The 21,964-nt window shown below is 54.8% G+C and carries 24 protein-coding genes; 20 read left to right on the top strand and 4 right to left on the bottom strand.

From position 1 onward, the window contains the following. Positions 1–749: 749 nt before the first annotated feature. Entirely contained in the window at positions 750–2,018 is a 1,269-nt protein-coding gene (locus AACY50_RS25665) for a hypothetical protein (RefSeq protein WP_339539395.1), read from the top strand. Positions 2,019–2,079: 61 nt separating this feature from the next. On the opposite strand, the gene AACY50_RS25670 is transcribed toward AACY50_RS25665, so the two are convergent. Together AACY50_RS25670 and AACY50_RS25675 are read right to left on the bottom strand one after the other, a co-directional pair. Then, entirely contained in the window at positions 2,080–3,105 is a 1,026-nt protein-coding gene (locus AACY50_RS25670) for a phage portal protein (protein ID WP_339539397.1), read from the bottom strand. Then, on the bottom strand, positions 3,105–4,862 hold the full coding sequence (locus AACY50_RS25675) for a terminase ATPase subunit family protein (protein ID WP_339539399.1): 1,758 nt from the start codon (positions 4,860–4,862) through the stop codon (positions 3,105–3,107). The genes AACY50_RS25670 and AACY50_RS25675 overlap by 1 nt, the downstream gene beginning before the upstream one ends. A gap of 153 nt (positions 4,863–5,015) precedes the next feature. On the opposite strand from AACY50_RS25675, the gene AACY50_RS25680 reads away from it, so the two are divergent. From AACY50_RS25680 to AACY50_RS25700, 5 genes are all read left to right on the top strand, one after another. Further along, on the top strand, positions 5,016–5,846 hold the full coding sequence (locus AACY50_RS25680; protein WP_339539400.1) for a GPO family capsid scaffolding protein: 831 nt from the start codon (positions 5,016–5,018) through the stop codon (positions 5,844–5,846). A 43-nt stretch (positions 5,847–5,889) separates the two neighbouring features. Beyond that, positions 5,890–6,897: a phage major capsid protein, P2 family gene (locus tag AACY50_RS25685; protein WP_339539402.1), complete on the top strand. Its 1,008-nt coding sequence runs from the start codon at positions 5,890–5,892 to the stop codon at positions 6,895–6,897. A gap of 10 nt (positions 6,898–6,907) precedes the next feature. Further along, positions 6,908–7,606 (top strand): phage terminase small subunit, encoded by a 699-nt coding sequence (locus AACY50_RS25690; protein WP_339539404.1) that lies wholly within the window; start codon positions 6,908–6,910, stop codon positions 7,604–7,606. 118 nt (positions 7,607–7,724) lie between these two features. Next, the gene (locus AACY50_RS25695; RefSeq protein ID WP_339539406.1) at positions 7,725–8,195 is read left to right on the top strand and encodes a head completion/stabilization protein; all 471 of its coding nucleotides are present in this window, start codon (positions 7,725–7,727) and stop codon (positions 8,193–8,195) included. Beyond that, positions 8,195–8,407, top strand: coding sequence for a tail protein X (locus AACY50_RS25700; RefSeq protein WP_339539408.1), 213 nt, complete (start codon positions 8,195–8,197; stop codon positions 8,405–8,407). The genes AACY50_RS25695 and AACY50_RS25700 overlap by 1 nt, the downstream gene beginning before the upstream one ends. A 6-nt stretch (positions 8,408–8,413) precedes the next feature. Here the strand turns inward: AACY50_RS25700 and AACY50_RS25705 are convergent, their stop codons facing one another. Further along, positions 8,414–9,046 (bottom strand): hypothetical protein, encoded by a 633-nt coding sequence (locus tag AACY50_RS25705; protein ID WP_339539410.1) that lies wholly within the window; start codon positions 9,044–9,046, stop codon positions 8,414–8,416. Positions 9,047–9,051: 5 nt separating this feature from the next. Beyond that, positions 9,052–10,191 (bottom strand): AAA family ATPase, encoded by a 1,140-nt coding sequence (locus AACY50_RS25710; RefSeq protein ID WP_339539412.1) that lies wholly within the window; start codon positions 10,189–10,191, stop codon positions 9,052–9,054. A 255-nt stretch (positions 10,192–10,446) separates the two neighbouring features. Between AACY50_RS25710 and AACY50_RS25715 the strand changes: the two genes are divergently transcribed. From AACY50_RS25715 to AACY50_RS25780, 14 genes are all read left to right on the top strand, one after another. After that, positions 10,447–10,923, top strand: coding sequence for a phage tail protein (locus AACY50_RS25715; protein ID WP_339539414.1), 477 nt, complete (start codon positions 10,447–10,449; stop codon positions 10,921–10,923). Further along, a complete protein-coding gene (locus AACY50_RS25720) occupies positions 10,920–11,378 on the top strand; it encodes a phage virion morphogenesis protein (protein WP_339539416.1) in 459 nt (152 codons plus the stop codon). Before AACY50_RS25715 ends, AACY50_RS25720 begins: the two co-directional genes overlap by 4 nt. Before the next feature lie 69 nt (positions 11,379–11,447). Beyond that, positions 11,448–12,536: a restriction endonuclease gene (locus tag AACY50_RS25725; RefSeq protein ID WP_339539418.1), complete on the top strand. Its 1,089-nt coding sequence runs from the start codon at positions 11,448–11,450 to the stop codon at positions 12,534–12,536. 90 nt (positions 12,537–12,626) lie between these two features. Next, positions 12,627–13,199, top strand: a complete 573-nt coding sequence (locus AACY50_RS25730; RefSeq protein WP_339539420.1) for a phage baseplate assembly protein V — start codon at positions 12,627–12,629, stop codon at positions 13,197–13,199. After that, positions 13,196–13,540 (top strand): GPW/gp25 family protein, encoded by a 345-nt coding sequence (locus AACY50_RS25735; RefSeq protein WP_339539422.1) that lies wholly within the window; start codon positions 13,196–13,198, stop codon positions 13,538–13,540. The genes AACY50_RS25730 and AACY50_RS25735 overlap by 4 nt, the downstream gene beginning before the upstream one ends. Continuing rightward, on the top strand, positions 13,537–14,448 hold the full coding sequence (locus tag AACY50_RS25740; RefSeq protein WP_339539424.1) for a baseplate J/gp47 family protein: 912 nt from the start codon (positions 13,537–13,539) through the stop codon (positions 14,446–14,448). Before AACY50_RS25735 ends, AACY50_RS25740 begins: the two co-directional genes overlap by 4 nt. Beyond that, positions 14,448–15,071 carry a phage tail protein I gene (locus AACY50_RS25745; RefSeq protein ID WP_339539426.1) on the top strand — a complete coding sequence of 208 codons (624 nt, stop codon included), beginning with the start codon at positions 14,448–14,450 and terminating at the stop codon, positions 15,069–15,071. The genes AACY50_RS25740 and AACY50_RS25745 overlap by 1 nt, the downstream gene beginning before the upstream one ends. After that, the gene (locus AACY50_RS25750) at positions 15,064–16,563 is read left to right on the top strand and encodes a phage tail-collar fiber domain-containing protein (protein WP_339539428.1); all 1,500 of its coding nucleotides are present in this window, start codon (positions 15,064–15,066) and stop codon (positions 16,561–16,563) included. The genes AACY50_RS25745 and AACY50_RS25750 overlap by 8 nt, the downstream gene beginning before the upstream one ends. Positions 16,564–16,570: 7 nt before the next feature. After that, entirely contained in the window at positions 16,571–17,134 is a 564-nt protein-coding gene (locus tag AACY50_RS25755; protein ID WP_339539430.1) for a tail fiber assembly protein, read from the top strand. A 91-nt stretch (positions 17,135–17,225) separates the two neighbouring features. Continuing rightward, on the top strand, positions 17,226–18,395 hold the full coding sequence (locus AACY50_RS25760; RefSeq protein ID WP_339539432.1) for a phage tail sheath protein: 1,170 nt from the start codon (positions 17,226–17,228) through the stop codon (positions 18,393–18,395). A gap of 15 nt (positions 18,396–18,410) precedes the next feature. Continuing rightward, positions 18,411–18,926: a phage major tail tube protein gene (locus AACY50_RS25765; protein ID WP_339539434.1), complete on the top strand. Its 516-nt coding sequence runs from the start codon at positions 18,411–18,413 to the stop codon at positions 18,924–18,926. 27 nt (positions 18,927–18,953) lie between these two features. Then, positions 18,954–19,283 (top strand): phage tail assembly protein, encoded by a 330-nt coding sequence (locus tag AACY50_RS25770; protein ID WP_139055422.1) that lies wholly within the window; start codon positions 18,954–18,956, stop codon positions 19,281–19,283. 8 nt (positions 19,284–19,291) lie between these two features. Continuing rightward, the gene (locus AACY50_RS25775) at positions 19,292–19,411 is read left to right on the top strand and encodes a GpE family phage tail protein (protein ID WP_100847860.1); all 120 of its coding nucleotides are present in this window, start codon (positions 19,292–19,294) and stop codon (positions 19,409–19,411) included. After that, entirely contained in the window at positions 19,401–21,959 is a 2,559-nt protein-coding gene (locus AACY50_RS25780) for a phage tail tape measure protein (RefSeq protein ID WP_339539438.1), read from the top strand. The genes AACY50_RS25775 and AACY50_RS25780 overlap by 11 nt, the downstream gene beginning before the upstream one ends. Positions 21,960–21,964: the final 5 nt, after the last annotated feature.

Consider the following 21,964-nt stretch of genomic DNA (forward strand, 5'->3'; position numbering starts at 1 on the left):
TTCATCATCTGCGTGAGTGAGCCCAGCGGCCATCGCCTGTACCGCCTTATAGGAGATGCCGTTTTTTCGGGAAAGGCATCGGAAAAAGGTAATTTTGGTAAGTCAAACGGTCGATCTGGCTGAGAGCCTTGATTTCACTGGGCTGCGGAGGATCGGCATAAAGTAATTTTTGAGTAATGTAGAGGTAAGGTAATTACCTTTTAAGGAAGTAATTTTTATTTTTCTACATCCCTTATATATCAGCCACTTACGAGCACATTACCTTTTTCATTACTCAAAATTACTTTCTGAAGTAAGCCAGCAAAGCCAATGATTACGGGTCTTTCACCGGAGTTACGATATCCGAATTACCACATTACTTCTTTCCGATGACGCTCCTGAAAACACGCATCGCATGGTTTTGTCTACCCGCCTCTCGCTCTGCCAGATCCGCCCTATCAGATGGCCCCCCTTTGCAGGGATCCGCAGGCTTTTTGACCTTCGACGCCGCTACTACAGCGCCCGGCTGTGGGGGCACTTGGCCAGGTGCAGGACTGCGGAAAAAAAGGCCCATTTAGCCCGCAGGCGTGGTGGGGGGATGACGGCGCGCGCCAACTCATCAACAACCTGCCAAAGACAATACCGCACCAAAACGGTGCAAAATGATGAAAGCCTTCAAATCGGGTAATGTAGGAGCCCAACAAAGGACGGACGTTTCGTAATTTGTTCGATGCCAATTATTTCTTGCACGGACCTCGATAGGATTGATCATGAGAGCAACCGAAATTTTCACACCAGGGAAGACGCCAACGGTAACTTTAGTCAGAGAACAGATTGAGACTCGCAAACAAGACTTTCAGGATGCCTTAGAGCAGCAGTTGTTAGTGGCGATTTCAGGGCCGTCAAAATCCGGCAAAACAGTTTTCGTTAGAAGCCTTGTAGGGGCCGACAACTTAATTGGAATAACTGGAGCGGGCGTACAATCGCCAGAGCAACTTTGGCTTAAAGTTTTTCACGCCGTCGGCACACCTATCCCTTCGAGCAGCACTAACGAAGAGAACAACACCTTTAGTGGGGGCGCTACGCTAAAAGGTGAAATCGGGTTAGTTGTTGCAAAGAAGGAGCTTGGTGGAAATTTCAGTGCAGCAACAGGAACGAAGAAGACAGAAACTGCACTTGCAGCCATTGATTACCTTCAACTACTTATCAAAGATTTTGCGGAGTCTGGATTTGTAATTTTCATAGACGACTTTCATTACATCCCTAGAGATGTACAGGTTTTAGTAGCCGAACAAGTTAAAGAAGCAATCGGCAAAGGCGTCCATATAGTATGTGCTTCCGTGCCATACCACTCAGAAGATATCTTGCGCGCAAACCCTGACCTGCAAGGTAGGTTTTTTGCAATTGACTTCGACTACTGGGACAGTGACTCGTTATCGACAATCGCCCGACTGGGGTTCGACGAGCTTAATCTTCAAATAGATGAAGCGTTGATTACTGCAATGACATTAGAGGCGGCTGGCTCACCACAGCTCATGCAATCAATATGTTTAAATACGTGCTTTGAGCTAGGCGCACGTGAAAAACAAGCAAAAATTATAAAAGCATCTTTTGACCCTGACTTAATCAAACGCATTTGCAACAGAGCATCAAGCGCTGACTTTTCTAGTACCTTAGAAAGAATTGCTGAAGGGCCGAAAATTCGTGGCACTGAACGCAAAGCTTATCGGCTGAGTGATGGAGAAACTGGTGATGTCTATGCAATAGTGTTACGTGCAATCGCAAGTGACCCACCATGCCTGCGTTTTTTATATAAAGACCTGCTCGCGAGAATTAAGACCGTAGTTGAAGATGGAGACGCAAACGCGCCATCTGGCTCCAGCACATCTGGTGCGTGCTTCCATATAGCTAACTTAGCAAATGATGGCCAGGCGAAAGTAATCATCGAATGGGACCAGGAAAACGAAATTTTGGACATCCGCGACCCTTATCTGCTCTTTTATATGCGCTGGTCCGACACCGTTAGAAAGCTAAACTAACACCACGCTAAATCCGCCTCCCAGTTAACGCTGGAGAGGCGGATTTTCTCAAAAAAAGGAACTAGACATGAGCAGCGATAAGCTCATACGGCTTAAAACGTATAAGTTCATCTCCAAACCATTCATTTAGTTGCCTCATTCGTTCTTGAATTGGCTCAATTTCATTAGCCGCATAGATCTGCGCCGCCTCCCTGATCGATCCAAAACCTCCCGCGTTCTGCGGCACAATCCCCATCAACTGCGGAGGAATGCGCAGACTAGCCAACACGTCATCCCGCGTCTGGTTCTTGATCGAGTTGAACTCATCCTTTGCCGCCACCTCGCTGACCGGGATAAGTTGAATCCCGTCCTTCTTGCCGGTCGGCGAGTAAACGAACAAATTCCTGAAATTCCCTGGCCCCTTCGATTCCTTCAGTGCCTTGCGCAACGCATCAATGTCCGCCTCGGTCTGCGCCGCGTCTGTCATGTACAAGATGAACCCAGCATGACTCCCATTCTCGTAATACTTCCGCCGAAACAAAGTCGCCGACTCATTCAACAGCGCCGACTGCAACGCGCTGATCCACTCCGGCAACCCATAAATCTCCTGATGCAGATCTGCCTCGCGAAGGTGAAAAATGCTGTCCGGCTCAAACGCGTGCTCATCCTTCCACCCCCGCACCTGGTAAAACTGCCCATCCGGCCCGGCGCGCATGTACTTGGCCAACGGCGTTTCCAACTTGCGAACCCCACCCAACCGCGAACGCCGTCCCTCAAGGTAGCCATTCCCCAGACACAAAAAATCCAACGCAAACTGCTCAAACGAAGCCCGCGACAACAGCGGATGCGGGATAAACGTCTTGCTCAACAGGTTGCGCTTGAACATCAACCCCGAATGCAAATGCACGCTCGCCCCCACCGACCGGGCCAACCCATCCAGCGACAACGGCGGCTCATACCACCTCCCGTTGAACCAGCACTCCAGGTAATCGAAAACCTCCCGACCACCCAGCACGGGCGTCGGCTCGCCGAAGGAAAACACCTGAGTTCCCGCGCCGGTGGCAGGTATGGTCGCGGGCAAAGTCTGGTTGGCGAGTTGTTGGGTCATCAGTAAATCTCCATGCGCCCGGTGTTGGCAGTGGTCTGCCCCTCAAGCGGTTCGTGGTGCAGTGCGTGAAAGAGCGCCCAGGCCAGGTCGGCGTGGCCGGTGTTGTCGTTGCGGCCGGCGGTGTAGGTGTACTGGCGTCCGCCGGCAGTGACGGTTTTGCGGATCGCCATCAGCGACTGCGCCATGTCCGTCCAGCCGGCATCGAATTCGAGCCGGCCCTTGTGGATCACGTCGTAGGCCTTGAGTACCAGGCGGGTTTTGACTTCGGGCGAGTAGCTGAAGGTGGTCACCGCAGGGAAGAACTGGCGCACCAACTGCGCCACGCCGCTGCCCAGGCCTGTGACGTCTATGCCGATGTACGTCACCCAGTAGCGATCGCAGACGCTCTTGATGAATGCGGCCTGCGCGGCGAAGTCCATGCCCCGAAACTGGTGACGTTCGAGGATGCGGAATTTGCCGCCCGGAACCAGCGGCGGCGCGACTACGACCATGCCGGAACAGTCGCCCGTCTCAGCCGGGTCGTAACCGATCCAGACCTGACGGTCGCCGAACGGGCGCATGGCGAAAGGTTTGTAGTCCTCAGCCCACTCGACCCAACTGTCCACCATGCACGACTGCAACAGGGTCAGCGGGAAGATGCTCGCGCCGTCGTCGACAAACTCGCACATCAGCAGGTTGGCGAACGCCTCGGGGCTGTATTCGCGGCGCAGTTCCTCAATGTCGAACAGGTCACAACCGCCCCGCTCCGCATCCAGAATCGTGACGATCTGCCGCCACAGCCGATCCTCGCAAAACCGGCCCTGCTGCAAAGAGCCGTGGGAAACGTCCACCTTCGTATGCTGCGCGGCGGGCTTGCCCTTGTTGAAGCGCTCGCCCGTCCAGAAGGTGTACGCCTCGTGAGCCATGCTCGACGGCGTGGAAAAGTAGGTCTTGCGCCACTTCTTGTGCATCGCCATGCCCGAGGCGACCTTGTTCAGCTCTTCGAACTTGAACGTCCAGAAGAACTCGTCGAAGTAGAAATTGCCGTGATAGCCCTGGGCAGTGCGGGCGTTGGTACCGAGGAAAAACAGCTCGGCGCCGTTGGGCAACACGATGGGGTCACCGGTCAGCTCGACACCGATCACCTCGCGGCAGAACGCCTGAATGTAGCCCCGGAACAAATAGGCCTGGTTCTTCGAGGCCGACAGAAAAATCTGGTTGCGCCCGGTCTCCAGCGCATCAATGAACGCCTCGCGGGCAAAGTAGTAAGTCGCGCCGATCTGCCGGCTCTTGAGGATGACGCGGGTGCGCTGATTGCCGGCGCGGCACCAGTCTTTCTGATAGTCGAAACAGCCATCGATGAAGGCCTCGCGTAGCAGCTCGATCTGTTCTTCATCAATCTCGTTTTTTACCGCCTTCTTCTTCGGCTCGGCGTTGCGCTTGGCCAGGTTCGGGTTGAGGTCGGTTTCGGTACCGCCACCCTGAAAGCGCTGGATGCGCGCCTGCCGCTCCAACTGCCGGTGCAGCAGATCAATCTCTTTGAAGTCGCCGCCGCTTTTCCCATCCTTGAGGATCAACTGCACCAACCGCGCTTCCAATGCCCCGCCGATGCGTTCGACATTGTCAGCCCGATCCCACCCGTCGCGGGCCTTCCAGCTATGTAGAGTCTTTTCCTTTTCGCCCATAGCCTCGGCGATCTCGCAGACGCGCCACCCCATCCAGTACAGAAACTTGGATTGGCGTCGGGGATCGATGGGCAACAGTGCGGTCGTAGTCATGGCGCGATGCTGCCGCCCACGCCCGCGACTCAATAGCGCCGCCTCTTGTACCGCCCTTCCCTACAGTCCCGCCGCATTGCCGTCACGCGCGCGCATCACGACCATGCCCCTCATCGCAGGCATACAGCGCCCAAGCAAATGAGGTTTCCCGCCATGAAGAAATTCCGCAGCAACTGGTTCCGCGTCGCCGTCGAGGGCGCTACCTCGGACAAGCGCACCATCAAACGCAACTGGCTGGAACAGGCGGCGAAGAACTTCAACCCGTCCACCTACGGCGCGCGGATCTGGCTTGAGCATTACCGCAGCGTGCTGCCCGACAGTCCGTTCAAGGCCTACGGCGACGTGCTGGCAGTGAAGACCGAAGAAGTGGACATGAACGGCCAGAAGAAACTGGCGCTGTTCGCCCAGGTTGAGCCGACGCCTGAACTGATCGCCATGAACAAGGCGAAGCAAAAGATTTACACCTCCATCGAAATCGACGACAGCTTTTCCGATACAGGTGAGGCGTACATCGTTGGTCTGGCGGTGACCGATTCGCCTGCCAGCCTGGGTACCGACGTCCTCGCGTTCTCCGCTCAAAAACCCGAAGCCAATCCGTTCAAGGATCGCCATTACTCCGCGACCTCGATGTTCACCGAGGCGCTCGAAACCGAACTGACATTCGAAGAAGTCGAAGATAAACCGAGCATCGGCGCTCACCTGCTCAGCACCGTGAGAAACCTGCTCAGCGGCAAGCAAAACAAGGATGACAGCGAGTTCGCGCAAATCAGCCAAGCCGTCGAAACCGTCGCCGAGCACGTCAAGGATCTGCCCGCCCAAATGGCTGCCGAGAAGAAGTTTTCGACAGGCCTGCAAACCCGCCTGGATCAACTGAGTAAAGACTTCACCGAACTGAAGACCCAGCTCTCCACCACCCAAGACCCCAACCAAAAGACGCGCCCTCCGGTAACCGGTGGCGACAACTCGGTCGTGACTGACTGCTGACAGTCGGCCCTGCCATAGCCCCGAATAACCAAGGACGACCACCATGCGTAACGACACACGCGTTCTTTTCAACGCCTACCTGCAGCAGCTTGCCCAACTGCACGGCGTGAGCGACGTCACCACCAAATTCACCGCCGCGCCGACCGTTGCCCAGACGCTGGAAACCCGCATTCAGGAATCCAGCTCGTTCCTCAGCTCGATCAACATCTACGGCGTATCCGAGCAATCCGGCGAGAAGATCGGCATCGGTATCGACGGCACCATTGCCAGTACCACCGACACCACTGTGAAGGATCGCGAACCCCGCGACCCTAGCAGCCTGGATAATCGCGGGTACACCTGCACGCAAACCAACTTCGACACCGGTCTGCGTTACCAAAAGCTGGATCAGTGGGCGAAATTCGAGGATTTCCAGGCACGCATCCGTGACGCGATCATCAAGGCCCAGGCACTCAACCGGATCATGATCGGCTGGAACGGAACCAGCCGTGCCGCCACATCGAACCCGACAACCCACCCGCTGCTGCAGGACGTTAACATCGGTTGGTTGCAAAAAATGCGCATCGAAAATGAAGCCCGCGTTATGGCCGAGGTTGTGGCGGACAGCGGCAAAATCGAAATCGGCGGTGGCAAGGACTTCGAAAACATCGACGCGCTGGTCATCAGCATGGTCAACGAATTCATTGAACCGTGGTACCAGGAAGACACCGACCTAGTCGTCATCTGTGGTCGTCAACTACTGGCCGATAAATACTTCCCGATCATCAACAAAACTCAGGCACCGACTGAAATGTTGGCCGCAGACATCGTCACCAGTCAGAAACGCCTGGGCAACCTGCCGGCAGTGCGTGTACCGCACTTCCCACCGAACAGCCTCATGGTCACCCGCCTCGATAACCTGTCGATCTACTGGCAGGAAGGCACCCGCCGCCGAACCGTCGTCGACAACGCAAAACGCGACCGCATCGAGAACTATGAGTCGGTTAACGAAAGCTACGTGATCGAAGATCTGGGCTGCGCAGCCATGGCCGAAAACATCACCCTGAGTTGAGGCCAACATTATGACTAATCCATGCCGACGCCACTTTGTGCGCGTCAATGCGGCCATCGATGCGGCAGCGGCCGATCCCACTCAAACCATGGCCGGCGCCACGGCTTACGAGCATCAGCTCAGCCAACTCCTGCAAGACCGTCTGCGCCTTAAGCAAGTGCAATCGAATCAGGGTAAAGCCGAACTCAAACGCCAGCTACTGCCCGAGTACATCCCTTATGTGCAAGGCGTGCTGGAGCGTGGCCAAGGTGCACAGGACGACGTGATGACGACCATCATGGTCTGGCGTATCGACGCGGAAGACTATAGCGGCGCTCTGGACATTGCCGACTACGTCCTGAAACACAAACTGATCATGCCTGACCGGTTCGAGCGCACAACCGGTTGTCTGGTGGCGGAAGAGATCGCCACCGTTGCCCTCAAGGCGCAAAAGGTCGGAGAGCCGTTCGACCTGGCTACCCTGCACCGCACTGCCGAATTGACCGACACCGAAGACATGCCGGACCAAGCCCGCGCCAAGCTGTTCCTGGCCATGGGGCGCGCGACGCTGGAAAGCATCACCGACGAGAGCCCCGGCCAACCCGGTCAAGTGCCAGCCGGCATCGACCTGCTGAAGAAGGCCATCGACCTGCACGACGCCTGCGGTGGCAAAAAGGATCTGGAACGGGCCGAGCGCCTGCTCAACAAACTCGCTGGCTCTGGTCATTGAATCAGCGCAGCTACCCGAGCGTCCCCACGCACCCCGCCGGCTCGGGGCGGATCGGCCAGGACTCCCCTCCTGAACGTGAAGCCCCGACCACCGGCGACTTACAACAGAGCACAGATTCATGAGCGGATTCGTAGCGGGCGGTACCGGCGCCAAGGCCCGCAGTGGCCACATCAACACCGATCCTTTCTGGCCTCCGATTGATTTGGATGACGTGCGCGGCACCTTGCGCATCGACGCCAGCGTCACGCCTATCCGATTGGAAGCCGCGACCATCGCTGCAGCCATCAGCGTCAACCGCGAGCTCGCTACTTGGCGCCGCGTCAAACAGGCGGAAGGCTACGCCACTCTTGCGGACGTACCAGCCGAACAAATCGAGGACAAATCTGAACTCGTTCACCTCTACCAACGAGCGATCTACGCTGCGACCGGCGCGGAGATCTGCGAACGCTACCGCTCCTACGACAGCACCAACAGCGGCAACCAGAACGCTGACGAACTGACCCCGAGCATTGAGGAACTGCGTCGCGACCAGCGATGGGCTGTACGCGACTTCCTCGGTATTGGCCGCACCACAGTTGAGTTGATCTGATGACCGTCAGCATACGCACCCAGCAGAATGACACCGTCGACGCGCTTTGCTGGCGTCATTACGGTCGCACCGCTGGTGTGACTGAGGCGGTGCTCGAAGCCAACCCAGGATTGGCTGACCACGGTTCGATTTTGCCTAAAGAGCTTCTAATAAAAATGCCCGAAAGCATTATGATAGAACAACGCTTGCTAACTGTTTTCCTCTGGATTTAAACATCCTTATCTTCCGTAAAGCATGGATTCAACAAGAGCATTGAAATCCGATTCGATAATTGCATTTCTAATCTCCGGCCTTCCTCTCCCCCCCTGAGCACCATCAAAACTATTACGCTCTAAATACTCAAGTTTAAAATAATCATATGTGAATCGTCCTTTTGCGCTACCGCTGACAACTCTATACTTGACTATAACTTTTCTTCCAGCGTGAACAGCACTTCGCAGCAGATGCGCCTCATAGTTATCTAGATTAGGATGAATAAACTGATAGTATCTCGACTTGAAAACTCTTTCTCGCCCAATAAACAGAGGAGGAACCAAAAAGTCAATCCTCGATTTTTTAATAAACATATTACAACGCTTGCACGAAACTGCTAAATTTCTTCCCGTAAACATAAACTTAGGGAACTTAGACTTAGGCAATATATGCTCTATATCAAGCACCATATTAAATTCACCATATAGATCCCTCATACAGTAACAACAATGATGGGAAGTTTTGAGCTTGCCAAATTCCTTTAATTTCTGCTTTAAGCTATCGAGTCTAGGATTGTTATCCCACGCAGTATGCCCTATACGTGATGCATCACGCATCGAAGCGATTTCGCCAGCTGAGAATCTCGGTCGATTGGGCATAATTATTAGCCCACCTTAGTCTGCAATATCAGCGCCTCAACGCCATCTAAAAAAGCTAGCACTTTTTCATCCATAGACTTTCGCCGATAGTTATTAACGACATCCAAAGCTTCTTGAACCTGCAAACTGTCTTCATCCAGACGATTTAGCAAACGCACCATTTCATCTGATAGAAATCTATTTTCTGGAGTAACAACACCAAAAACATCGGCCAGCACTTCTTCATTATTATTAGAAGGCTGATCGATTTTGTAGGCGATACCATCATAAATTTCATAAATACCAGCCCCTTCTGCCTCCAGTGGAATTATCAAGGGTGAGTGAGTAGCAATGATTAATTTAGGCTGATAATACGAAAACAAATCCAGTATATTTTCCACATATTGCTGCTGCCATCGAGGATGCAGACTATTCTCAGGTTCATCAATCAAAATTATAGAATTAGAATCTATATAGCTGGAAATATGCATCAATGTTGAAAGAATCATTAACTCCCCTGAGCTTGCATCCGACAGCGGAATTATTTGGCTATTCCTGTCCAACTCCAACCCCACACCCTTAATTACCTTCATTTTTTTAAGGATTGATTCGTTAGCTATCACCTCTCCAAGCCCTTTATACAAACTCGACTCGGGAGAAAACTTTTCTAAGTCCACAACAACAACATCAGGACTCTTCAGTTCATCAAAGTAGAAACTCAAAAAAGACAACGCTTGATAGATGCCACTTGAATGCTCCCCTTTCTTCGCCGCTAAAAGACCCTCATAATTAAAGCCATCTAATTGCACTCTGATTTCGGCACCAAATCTGGTGTACTTAAGAACTTTTAACAAGTGCGATATGCTGTTACTTTTTTCTCCAAAGGCGCGAACCAAAGCTTCCTTCACAGTCTTTACAACAATATTTCTACCTGACCTACCCCCTAAAAAATGAAATCTTCTTGACCTGCAATCAAACTTATCGTAAACGGATGTCGCGACAGCTATAACTTCACAACCGTAACCTAAATAGCTTCGAGCCAAAGTATTCAGATAGTAACTTTTACCGCTACCATTAACCCCTGTCAGTATATTTACTGGATGGTTAAACTTCTGTCTAAAATAGTCTTCAGGAATCATCCACACATCTTTTTCCTTCTCGCTCACTTCGCCGCCTCCTTAGTCCAAGTACAATAAAAACCCAAAATAAACTTTCAACTCACAATTAAAATTTTGTACTGCGCCGCCTTACACGCAAAACGAATTACTATTTCTCCCTACAGGCTCATAATATCTATTCTGCACCTGAAACCTCAAACACATATCTCGCTATAAAATAAAACCCAGAGTGACTTGGTATCACTACACCAGTCGAATCAAACCAATCAGCACTCAGATCCTATATATTATCGAGCACTTAACATGAACAAACCTTCTGCCCTTCGCGCTCATCTCTTAACAAGTATATACGAACTCAAGCATTCGCCGGAACGACTCCTTATTTTCATCAACAACGGTAAAGTTCGATGCACTTCCGCGCGAACAATTTCCTTCGAATATATATTCAACCTCCAAATTATCCTCACGGACTTTGCTAGCCACCCTGATAGCGTAATACTACCTCTGCTCGATTGGCTAGGTGCCCATCAGCCAGAAATACTGGAAAACCTAAGCAGCGCCACTGAAGGCATCCAATTCGAAGTCGATATCCTCGACAACAGTAGAGTCGATTTGAGCCTGACCCTATGTCTGACCGAACGTGTAGTAGTGGGTAAAGACGACCAAGGCAATTACACAACCCACCACTCAAGCGAACCGCAAAAGGTAGCTAACTTCAGCGATCCGAGCTGGGTACTAGGGACTCAGGGCACTGGCAGCGAATGGGTACTCCCGCGATGACCAACCGACTGGAAGCGTTGGAGGAGTGGGCGGCGGGGTTACTTGCACAACTTGAGCCGGTGTCGCGTAACAACCTCACCCGCGGTCTCGGCCAAGCTTTGCGTCGTAGCCAACAGCAGCGAATCATTGCCCAGCAGAACCCTGACGGTAGCAAGTATGTGCCACGCAAGAAGCGCAACCTTCGCGATAAGCCGGACCGGGTCAAGCGGAAGGTGAGGATGTTTCAGAAGCTGCGCACAGCTAGCTTTCTGAAGATACAGGGCGAGGGGGGTGCTATCAGTGTCGGATTTGTAGGGAGGATTGCGAAGATCTCAAAGGTGCATCAATATGGTTTGAAAGATCGCGCCGCGCGCGGGGCACCAAATATTACCTACGATCAACGCAAATTACTGGGATTTACTGACGCGGACATTGATTTGATTAAAAACAACTTACTAAGCCATCTGACAAAGTAGCTCCTTTTCATCTGACCACAAGACAATTTATAAAAACCTCCTCTAGCAAGTAAAATAATGGTGAGTAGTATGGAAGAAACCAGTATATCAGGAAGAAATTTCGAAAAACTCGTTGAAAAAATATTAAGAAACCTGGGATTTACGATAGTCAAGTCCAACTTAGATTATATTGATCTATTAATCAAAAAGAACAATAAAACTTGGGCAGTAGAGACAAAATTCTACAAAACACCAAGAGCACAATTAAAACTACTCAGCACTGCAGCACGACAAATCCAATTTGCACGAACCAAAAACACTGACATTAAAGGTATGTTAATAGCGTCCTGCGCCCTTACAAGCGAGCAAAAAACACAGCTTGAAAGAACATACGATATAACTATCGTCGATCGTCAGTTACTCCTAGATTTCGCATCCTCATCACCAGTTCTTACTGAGGAGCTATATGCTCTATTGGAAATAGACAGCAACAATCTTTCAGTCTCAATTAAAGAGTTCTACAACTCAAGTGCTGATCAAAAAAACACCGATGATAGATCAGCTGAACTCAAGACTAATGTCGAAGATATAGCGGAACTTCTGACACCTCCACCTTCGAACCCAAAACCAATAGAGCCTTTAGATGACACAGGATCTAGACTCTGCAGGGAGCTGCATAATCTTCCTCCTGGAAACTCCGATTGGAGCCAATTTGAAAAATTATGCGAAGAAATACTTAAGTATCTTTTTAACGACCACTTAGCCGGCTGGAGCAAACAAAAAAGAACAGATGACGAGCTTAATCGATTTGATTATGTCTGCCGCATTAAACCCTCTACTGAATTCTGGAATTTCGTCCTTCAACAAATGCATAGCAGGTATATAATTTTCGAATTTAAAAACTACAAAGAACCTATCAAACAGGGCCAAGTGCTCACGACAGAGAAATATTTATTAGAAAAAGCCTTAAGACGTGTAGCGATAATGATCACCAGAAAAGGCGCACACGACAGCGCGACAAAAATGGCTCAAGGGGCAATGCGTGAGTCTGGAAAACTGATACTAATCTTGAAAGACAAAGAAATTTGTAAAATGCTTCACATGAAAGAAAACGGAAGCGACCCAACAGACCTTCTATTTGACTTGACTGATAAATTTTTACTGTCGCTGCCACGTTAAACGAACGAAACCCTACATAGATACTGTAGATCCAACAGATACAAACCTACGGGACTGCATCTATCAACGCATGGCGCCAAAATTGGCGCCATGAACAACCTACCCACCCTCGCCCGCCTTATCGAAAACCTCATCCGCCTCGGCACCATAGCTGCCGTCCAGATGAAGCCCCCGCGCGTGCAGGTGAAAACCGGATCACTCACAACCGCCTGGCTCCCATGGATCGCTACTCGAGCCGGCGCCGACCGCGAATGGAACCCGCCGACCAAGGGCGAACAAGTAATCCTTTTTAGCCCATCCGGTCAACTCGGCAACGGGATAGTCCTCACTGGCCTATTCAGCGACCACATCCCAGCCAACGGCGACCGCGAAGGCCTGCACCGAACCACCTACCGCGACGGCACCCTCATCGAGTACGACAGCCTCGCACACCACCTCAACGTCAACCTGGCCGAAGGTGGCACCACCAACCTGACCTGTACAGGCGGCATCCACATCGTCGGCCCAATCACCCACGAAGGCGACTACACCCAAACCGGCAACCAGAACATCACCGGAAAGGTCACCGTATCCGAGGACGTCGTCGCAGCCAACATCAGCCTGGTCAACCACCCGCACGGCGGCGTCATGCCCGGCGGTGCGAAAACGGGGCAACCGGAATGAACCGAGAAACCGGCGCAGCCCTCGGCTTGGCCGAACACATTGCCCAGTCCATCACCGACATACTCACCACCCGAATCGGTACCCGCATCATGCGCCGCGAATACGGCAGCCTGCTGCCCGAGCTGGTCGATCAACCGTTCAACGACTTCACCCGCCTGCAGGTGTACGCCGCCGCCGTCATGGCCCTGATGCGCTGGGAAACACGGATCAGCCTGAGCCGCGTGCAGTTTGTCGGTGCGAACCTTCAAGGGCAGTCGTCGCTGGATCTGGAGGGCACCCTGGTGGACAGCAATCAGCCGCTGAGCCTGAGCGTGCCGCTGCAACTGGGAAGCAGCGTATGAACACTTTTGTGGCCATCGACCTCGGCCAACTGCCGGCACCGCAGATCGTCGAACAGATCGACTATGAGCAGATCCTCGCCGAGCGTAAGGCCTACGCCATTAGTCTTTGGCCTGTGGAGGAACAAGCCGAGATCGCTGCACGCCTCAACATAGAGTCGGAGCCGCTGACCAAACTGCTCGAGGAAAACGCCTACCGCGAAATCATCTGGCGGCAGCGGGTCAACGAAGCCTCCGTCGCCAACATGCTGGCGCTAGCCAAGGGTACCGACCTTGATCAGCTCGCCGCTAACTTCAACGTCAAGCGACTGGTCATTCAGGCCGCGAACCCGACAACCGTGCCGCCGCTGGCCAAACTGATGGAAAGCGACGACAGCCTGCGCGAGCGCGCACAGATGGCATGGGAAGGCCTCAGCACCGCCGGCCCGCGTAACAGCTACATCTTCCACGCCCGTTCCGCAGACGGCCAGGTCGCCGACGCCACCGCCGAAAGCCCGGCCCCGGCCGAAGCCGTGGTCACCGTGCAATCCGTGCTGGGCGACGGTACCGCGTCACAGGCACTGCTCGACAAGGTCAAAACCTATCTCAGCGACGACGACCGCCGGCCGCTCGCAGATCGCCTGACCGTGCAGGGTGCGCAGATCCTCAACTACCAGATCAAAGCCAAGCTCTACCCGCTGACCAACGGCCCGGAAACCGAACTGATCCTGGCTGCCGCCCAAGCGCGGCTGCTGCAGTTCGTCCATCAGCGCCGTCGCTTGGCACTAGAGGTGTCCGAATCCATCGTCCACGCCGCGCTGCACGTCGAGGGGGTGCGTAAAGTCGTCCTGAAGGATTGGGTGGACATCGTCGCCACCAAGTACCAAGCGCCTTGCTGCACGCATGTCGAATTGGCGCTGGGCTCCGAATGATGAGCTATCAACCGCTGCTACCAAATAACTCGACACCGCTGGAACGCCAGGCAGCTCAAGCGCTGGCACAAATCCAACGCGTGCCCATTCCCTTGAGAACGCTCTACAACCCGGACAAATGCCCCCTGCCCTTGCTGCCGTACCTCGCCTGGGCGTTCTCGGTAGATCGCTGGGACAGCAAATGGCCGGAGAGCGCCAAACGTGCAGCCTGCCGCGCGGCGTACTACGTCCACTCGCACAAGGGCACCATCGGCGCCTTGCGCCGTGTAGTCGAACCGCTGGGCTACCTGATCGAAATCGCCGAATGGTGGCAGTCCATCCCACTCGGGACACCTGGCACCTTCACCTTACGCATCGGCGTCCTCGACTCCGGCATCACCGAAGCCATGTATCAGGAACTGGTATGGCTGATCGACGACGCCAAACCCCTCACCCGCCATCTGACGGGCCTCGACATCATTCTTGAATCCCGACTCGACACGTTCGTTGGATGCGCCGTTTACGACGGCGACGAAATCGACGTGTACCCATGGAACAACCCGGATATCGACGTAGCAGTCCGGAGCTACAGCGGCCTAAGCCTTTACACCCTCGACGAACTGGATATTTACCTCAATGGTTGATCAGAATTCTATTTTCGGCGGCCTGCTAACCGCGCTGGGCGCCGCCAAGAAAACCAATTGCGATGCCCTCGGCATTCCCTGGCAGCCGAGCCACATGCTGATCGGTGATGCCGACGGCGTCGCCCCCACGCCTGACGCTTCACAGACTCAACTGATCAATCAGGTCCATCGCGCACCACTCAACCAGCTGCACACGTCCCCTACCGATCCAAACGTGCTGATCGCCGAAGTGGTATTACCCCCGGAAGTGGGTGGCTGGTGGATGAGGGAGCTGGCACTCGAAGACAGCGACGGTGTGTTTTGTGCGGTTGCGAACCTGCCACCCAGCTACAAGCCACTGCTTGCGCAAGGGTCGGGGCGTAACCAGGTGGTGCGGATGCACATCATCACCAATGGCAACGCCAATGTTCAGCTCAAGATCGATCCGGCGGTGGTTCTGGCGACCCGAGACTATGTGGATCGCTCCCTCATAGCGCGCTCAGCTTTCACCAACGTATCGTCATCCCGAACGTTGAAACCCCAAGAGATGGGCATCGTCCTGATAGACGCCAGTGCCCGCGCCTTGAACATCCAGCTGCCAGCAGCTGATGCCCGACTCGGCACACGGGACGTGATTGTTCACCGCAAAGACAACAGCATCAATCGCCTGGTCATCAAGGCACATGGCAAAGACACACTCATGTTTCATACGCACTTGAACCCAGCGGGTTATCCGTTTCTCGTGCTGATGGGCGCTGGTGATTGGTGGCATTTGCGCAGTGACGGTGCCGGGAGTTGGTGGCCACTAGGTCGTTTCGACAGCACAACATTGGGGCGACCGGTTTTTGAAACCACCACCGTGTTCAGTCCCGGTGGTTACGGCGCCATGAGCGGGCAATTACTCGACAGAAATGAGTGGCCATGGTTGTGGGATCACGCTCAACAATCGGGGATGCTCTATCCGGAAAAACATAGTTACCTGGAAGGTGCATGGACGATCGGCGACCACAAAACGACGTTTCGGCTACCCGAGGCAAGAGGCGAGTTTTTCAGGGTTCTTGATGAAGACCGGCGCGTCGATAAATCGACTCTGACAGGTACCACAACGCGAGGAAGTCCGGTTATCAGCGATATCCGCGGGCGCACGCGCGTTAAGACCGGCATGATGTTGGAGGGCGGCGACTTTCCAAAAGGCACCACCATTATTTCCGTCGGAGAGTCAGAGATTGTTGCCTCGAATGAGTCGCAGACGGACGGCGCCGGTGAGTGGCAAGTTCTCGGGCGGATCGCCGGTTCATGGACACCCGACACGTTTGAGCGTCACACCCACTCTGTTTCTTTCGGCTCCGGCAAGGGTGACCGCGTAGCACTTCTTCCTACTGCATCAACCTCAGTTGCTCATATCAACCATGTAGTGGCCTACAACACATCGCCGCCCTTAATCGGGCGGGTGGGTAACGAAGAAACTCGCCCACGCAATATTGCCTACCCCGCCCGAATTAAACTGATCTGAGGTCTGGATGATTACGTATTTGATTGATGACGCCGGGGCGCTGGCCGGCCCGGTGACGTTCCCGGACATTCCCGGTTTCGGCCCCCAGCTTCCCGGCAACGCCGTGCAGGTACCTGAAGTGCTCACGCCGACAGAGCCAGGTACAACGTGGGCGCTGCTTGATGGGGAAGTCCACCAGGTACGCGATTTGCGAGGAACAGTTTTCCAGAAGGCAGATGGTGCGAGCCAATCGTGGCAACAATTAGGCGAGCTGCCGCAAGCGTTAACCACCCAATCATGGCCAGGCGAACACTTCCGATGGATCAACGAACAATGGACGCTCGACGAATCGGCCCTGCGTGCAACTCAAAGCGCTCAGGCTCTACAGCATCGCGACGACCTGCTGCGTAACGCGCAGTTGCGCATCGCACCGCTTCAGTACGCGGAGAAGTTGGGTACTGCAACACCTCAAGAGCTGACGTTGTTACTGGGCTGGATGCGCTACAGCGTAGATCTCAACCGCATTGAACAGCAGGAGCAGTTCCCCGACATCATCGATTGGCCAGCACCTCCAGACCCTACCGGGTTGTAACCCAGCCCCCTACAACACCCACCCCGCGACGTCATCATCCTCCATCGGCAACCTGTGCATCGACTTCACGATCACTGCACAGGCCGCTTCCATGTCCGATTATCTTCACGGCATCCGAGTCATCGAACTTAACGATGGCTCGCGCCCGATCCGCACGATCCCCACCGCCGTCATCGGCATGGTTTGCACCGCCGATGATGCCGATGCATCGACCTTCCCACTGGATACACCCGTGCTGATCAGCAGCGTACAGAGCGCCGTTGGCAAGGCCGGTGAAAAAGGCACTCTGGCGGTCAGCCTGCAAGCCATCGCCAACCAGTCCAAACCCTACGTCATTGTGGTGCGCGTGAAGGAAGGTCAGGACGAAGCGGAGACCGCAAGCGCGTTGATCGGCACCACTACTGAATCCGGCAAATACACCGGTATGAAAGCCTTGCTAGCCGCCAAGTCTCGACTGGGATTGGTACCGCGCATTCTGGGCGTGCCCGGGCTCGACTCGTTGCCCGTGGCCACCGCCCTCACATCGCTCGCTCAACAACTGCGCGCATTCGCCTATGTCAGCGCCTGGGGCTGCCAGACCAAAGAAGAGGCCATCGCCTACCGTCGCAACTTCGGTGCTCGGGAAGTGATGGTCATCTGGCCTGACTTTCAGACCTGGAGCACAGTCACCAACAAGACCGCCACTGCCAGCGCCGTGGCCAACGCACTGGGCGTGCGCGCCAAAATCGATCAACAAGTTGGCTGGCACAAAACTCTGTCCAACGTGACAGTCAACGGTGTCAGCGGCATCAACGCCGACGTGTTTTGGGACCTGCAAAACCCGGCCACCGACGCCAACTACCTCAACGGTCAAGACGTCACCACGCTGATCAACGAAGGCGGTTTTCGCTTCTGGGGCAGCCGCACCTGCAGCGACGACCCGCTGTTCGCATTCGAGAGTTATACCCGCACCGCGCAAGTACTGGCCGACACCATGGCCGGCGCGCAGATGTGGGCGATGGACAAGCCGCTGCACGCCTCATTGGTGCGCGACATGATCGAGTCGGTGAACGCCGAGTTTCGCACCAAAGTCGCTGGCGGTTATCTGGTCGGTGGCGGCTGCTGGTACCCCGAAGACATCAACACCAAAGACACACTTAAAGCCGGCAAGCTCTGGCTGGATTACGACTACACGCCGATCCCGCCGCTGGAAGACCTGACCCTGCGCCAACGCATCACCGACCGCTACCTCATCAACTTCGCCAGCCAGATCAACCGCTAACCGGAGAACGGCGCCATGGCCCTGCCGCGCAAACTGAAAAACCTCAACCTGTTCAACGATGCCAACAGCTACGTCGGCGTGGTCAAGAGCGTCACCCTACCCCCACTCGGGCGAAAGATGGAGAGCTATCGCGGCGGTGGCATGAACGGCCCGGTCAAGGCTGACCTGGGGTTCTCCGATGACGGCATCCAGTTCGAATGGAAGACCGGCGGGCTGGATCTGATCGCGCTGCGCCAGTTCGGCGCCGTGAACGCTTCAGGCATCGCTCTGCGTTTCGCCGGCGCGTTTCAGCGCGACGACACGGGCGACGTCAGCGCCGTGGAAGTGGTCATGCGCGGCCGTCACGAAACCATCGAAATGGGCGACGCCCAGCCCGGCGAAGACACTGAACACAGTATCACCACCACCTGTTCCTACTACAAGCTCATCGTCGATAACGAAGACATCATCGAGATCGATCTGCTCAATTTCATCGAGAACGTGAACGGCGTCGACCTGCTCGAAAAGCAGCGCGCCGCGATCGGCCTCTGACCTTCCCAACCCCATTGGATACTCCCCATGCAGAGCATCGAAACACACGAAACCATCCAGTCTGCCGATGAAAACAGCGTAAGCCTCGACACGCCCATCACTCGCGGTAAAACCACTATCGATACGCTCACTCTGCGTAAGCCCCAATCGGGCGAACTGCGTGGCGTGCAGTTGATCGAGTTGCTGAACATGGATGTGGCCACCCTGATCAAGATCCTGCCACGCATCACGTCGCCAAGCATTACCGCGCCGGAAGCCGCCGGCATGGACCCGGCGGATCTGCTGGCCTGTGGTAGCAAGATTTCCGCTTTTTTATTGCAGAAGTCGGCGAAGACGGATGTCTGCCTCGTTGCGTAGAGGATGCAATGGCTGACTTGGCGGTGGTCTTTCATTGGGCACCAGCGGACATGGATTCGCTGGGCCTGCAAGAGCTGATGGAATGGCGCGAGCGCGCCAGGTTGCGGAGTGTTGTCGATGGCGAATGATCTGAAGTTGCGGGTATTGCTGAGCGCCATCGATCAGGCCACCCGCCCATTGAGAGCAATCAACAACAGCAGCATTGGCGCAGCCCGTGCTTTGAAGGACGCCCGCGATAAGCTCAAGGAACTCAACTCACAGCAAAAAGATGTGAGCGCCTGGCGCTCACAACGTGCGGCCGCCGAGACTACGGCGCAGGCGCTGAATGCTGCACGCGACAAAGTCAAAACGCTGAGTCAGCAAATCGCCGCCACTGCCGCGCCGACCAAGGCGATGACGCAAGACCTACGCTGGGCAATACGTGAAGCGCAAAAGCTCAAGCAGCAACACGAGCAAAGCAGCGTGCAATTACAGCGCCTTCGTACTCGCCTACACGACGCGGGCCTTAGTACCCAAAACCTCAGTCAGCACGAACGCCGTCTGCGTGAGCAAACCGATGCGGCCAATCAAAGCATCGCGGAGCAGACCCGACGTTTGGCGGCATTGGCGGCTCAACAGCGAAGGCAGACAGCGGCACGCACCGCACTACAAAATCAGCGAGATGTCGCCACCTCAATGGCTGGTAAAGGCACCACCGCCGCTGCTAGCGGAGGAACAGCGCTGTATGCGGGCGCCAAGATGATCATGCCCGGCATCGACTTCGACGCCAGCATGAGCAAAGTACAAGCGATCACCCGCCTCGATCAAAACGCTGTTGAACTATCGGATCTACGTAAGCAGGCGCGTGGGTTGGGCAGCTCCACACAATTCACTGCCGGCCAGGCCGCCGATGCTCAGGGTTTTCTGGGCATGGCCGGCTTCCAGCCGAAAGCCATCAGAGCCGCCATGCCCGGCATGCTCGACCTCGCCTCCGCTGGCGGCACCGAGTTGGCCCAGACCGCCGATATCGCTTCAAACATCCTCTCCGGACTTGGCATGGAGGCCGAGCACATGAGCAAACTGGGCGACGTACTCGTCGGCACGTTTACTCGTTCCAACACCAATTTGCAGATGCTCGGCGAGACCATGAAATACGCCGCGCCGATGGCCAAGACCTACGGCGTCGAACTGGAAACCGCCGCCGCAATGGCCGGTAAATTGGGTGATGCCGGGCTGCAAGGCAGCATGGGTGGCACAGCACTGAGTTCAATCATGAACCGCCTGGCTTCACCACCGAAAGCCGCTGAAAAAGCACTTGCACAACTGCAGATCCGAACCGCCGATGCTCACGGAAACCTGCGGAAAATGCCGGACATACTCAAAGAGATCCACGACAAAACCCAACACCTGGGCACCGCGAAAAAAGGTGGGCTGTTCAAGGCCATTGCCGGTGAAGAAGCCGTCAAAGGCATGGCCCAATTGGTGGAACAAGCCGGCAATGGCGAGCTGCAAAAACTGATTGTCAGCCTGCGCGAAAGCCAAGGCGAGGCGGCTCGCACCGCCAAAGTCATGGCTGACAATTTGAAAGGTGACCTGACCACGTTAGCGAGTGCCTGGCAGGATCTGGGCATTGAATTACAGGACCAGCAGGACGGGCCTCTGCGGTCGCTCATCCAATCGCTCACGGAAGTTATTCGCGGAGTAAAAAGCTGGGCCGCCGAGCACCCGGAACTGACCGCCGCCATTGTCAAAACCATAGCAATCATCGCGGGGTTAGCGGTGGTGTTCGGTGGTCTGATGGTGACGGTTGCCGGTGTCATGCTCCCCTTCGTGGCGTTGCGGCTCATGCTCCTGAGCTTGGGGATTCGCCTGCCCAGCCTGATCAGCCTGTTGTGGACTCTTGGTCGCAAGGTATTGCCTTTTGTGGGCAAGGCGCTGCTGCTCATCGGGCGCGCGCTGATGTTGAATCCCATCGGCTTGGCCATCAGCGCCATTGCAGGCGCCGCCTATCTGCTTTACGAAAATTGGGACGCTGTGAAGCTCTACTTCACCGATGCCTGGAAAGAGATCAAAGCCGGTTTCAACGGTGGCACGACCGGCATCCTCAAGACCCTGATCAGCTTCAGCCCTGTGGGTTTGCTGTACAAGGCCTTCGCTGCCGTCATGAAATACCTTGGCATTGAGCTGCCCGGCCGGTTTACCGAGTTCGGCGGGATGATCATCGACGGGCTGGTGAGAGGGCTGAAGGCTGGCATCGGTGAGCTGAAAAATGTCATGGGCGATATCGGCGACTCAACCATTGGCTGGTTCAAGGAAAAGCTCGGTATCAACAGCCCTTCCCGCGTCTTTGCCGAACTGGGCGGTTTCACCATGGCCGGCCTCGCACACGGCCTGGAGCACAATCAGCGTCAACCGATCGGCGTGCTGAGCGCTTTGGCTCTGCGACTTAACCATACGGCCAAATCAATCAGCTTTACGCCGAGTGCGAGAAACCATTCGCTGACCGTCGACAACCGTTCTCCGCTCAAACCACCAACGCCATCGATTCAAGACAGCCACGACACTTACCAGATCAATATCCACCCCGCCCCGGGCATGGACCCGTTGGCGATTGGTCGTGCGGTACGCGCCGAGATGATGCGCGTCCAGTACGAGAAACAAGCCCGTCAACGCAGCCGTTTGGCCGACCTGGAGTAATGCCC

The sequence above is a fragment of the Pseudomonas sp. RA_15y_Pfl2_54 genome, assembly GCF_963971015.1.
In the GTDB taxonomy this organism is placed as follows: domain Bacteria; phylum Pseudomonadota; class Gammaproteobacteria; order Pseudomonadales; family Pseudomonadaceae; genus Aquipseudomonas; species Aquipseudomonas baetica_A.

What these genes read in the sequence shown, in the direction of transcription:
- AACY50_RS25730 (WP_339539420.1), top strand. Translation starts at nt 12,627, where the DNA reads ATGAACAACCTACCCACCCTCGCCCGCCTTATCGAAAACCTCATCCGC.
- AACY50_RS25695 (WP_339539406.1), top strand. Translation starts at nt 7,725, where the DNA reads ATGAGCGGATTCGTAGCGGGCGGTACCGGCGCCAAGGCCCGCAGTGGC.
- AACY50_RS25670 (WP_339539397.1), bottom strand. Translation starts at nt 3,105, where the DNA reads ATGACCCAACAACTCGCCAACCAGACTTTGCCCGCGACCATACCTGCC.
- AACY50_RS25745 (WP_339539426.1), top strand. Translation starts at nt 14,448, where the DNA reads ATGAGCTATCAACCGCTGCTACCAAATAACTCGACACCGCTGGAACGC.
- AACY50_RS25740 (WP_339539424.1), top strand. Translation starts at nt 13,537, where the DNA reads ATGAACACTTTTGTGGCCATCGACCTCGGCCAACTGCCGGCACCGCAG.
- AACY50_RS25690 (WP_339539404.1), top strand. Translation starts at nt 6,908, where the DNA reads ATGACTAATCCATGCCGACGCCACTTTGTGCGCGTCAATGCGGCCATC.
- AACY50_RS25685 (WP_339539402.1), top strand. Translation starts at nt 5,890, where the DNA reads ATGCGTAACGACACACGCGTTCTTTTCAACGCCTACCTGCAGCAGCTT.
- AACY50_RS25765 (WP_339539434.1), top strand. Translation starts at nt 18,411, where the DNA reads ATGGCCCTGCCGCGCAAACTGAAAAACCTCAACCTGTTCAACGATGCC.
- AACY50_RS25665 (WP_339539395.1), top strand. Translation starts at nt 750, where the DNA reads ATGAGAGCAACCGAAATTTTCACACCAGGGAAGACGCCAACGGTAACT.
- AACY50_RS25755 (WP_339539430.1), top strand. Translation starts at nt 16,571, where the DNA reads ATGATTACGTATTTGATTGATGACGCCGGGGCGCTGGCCGGCCCGGTG.
- AACY50_RS25680 (WP_339539400.1), top strand. Translation starts at nt 5,016, where the DNA reads ATGAAGAAATTCCGCAGCAACTGGTTCCGCGTCGCCGTCGAGGGCGCT.
- AACY50_RS25750 (WP_339539428.1), top strand. Translation starts at nt 15,064, where the DNA reads ATGGTTGATCAGAATTCTATTTTCGGCGGCCTGCTAACCGCGCTGGGC.
- AACY50_RS25715 (WP_339539414.1), top strand. Translation starts at nt 10,447, where the DNA reads ATGAACAAACCTTCTGCCCTTCGCGCTCATCTCTTAACAAGTATATAC.
- AACY50_RS25775 (WP_100847860.1), top strand. Translation starts at nt 19,292, where the DNA reads ATGGCTGACTTGGCGGTGGTCTTTCATTGGGCACCAGCGGACATGGAT.
- AACY50_RS25725 (WP_339539418.1), top strand. Translation starts at nt 11,448, where the DNA reads ATGGAAGAAACCAGTATATCAGGAAGAAATTTCGAAAAACTCGTTGAA.
- AACY50_RS25770 (WP_139055422.1), top strand. Translation starts at nt 18,954, where the DNA reads ATGCAGAGCATCGAAACACACGAAACCATCCAGTCTGCCGATGAAAAC.
- AACY50_RS25720 (WP_339539416.1), top strand. Translation starts at nt 10,920, where the DNA reads ATGACCAACCGACTGGAAGCGTTGGAGGAGTGGGCGGCGGGGTTACTT.
- AACY50_RS25760 (WP_339539432.1), top strand. Translation starts at nt 17,226, where the DNA reads ATGTCCGATTATCTTCACGGCATCCGAGTCATCGAACTTAACGATGGC.
- AACY50_RS25705 (WP_339539410.1), bottom strand. Translation starts at nt 9,046, where the DNA reads ATGCCCAATCGACCGAGATTCTCAGCTGGCGAAATCGCTTCGATGCGT.
- AACY50_RS25780 (WP_339539438.1), top strand. Translation starts at nt 19,401, where the DNA reads ATGGCGAATGATCTGAAGTTGCGGGTATTGCTGAGCGCCATCGATCAG.
- AACY50_RS25735 (WP_339539422.1), top strand. Translation starts at nt 13,196, where the DNA reads ATGAACCGAGAAACCGGCGCAGCCCTCGGCTTGGCCGAACACATTGCC.
- AACY50_RS25675 (WP_339539399.1), bottom strand. Translation starts at nt 4,862, where the DNA reads ATGACTACGACCGCACTGTTGCCCATCGATCCCCGACGCCAATCCAAG.
- AACY50_RS25700 (WP_339539408.1), top strand. Translation starts at nt 8,195, where the DNA reads ATGACCGTCAGCATACGCACCCAGCAGAATGACACCGTCGACGCGCTT.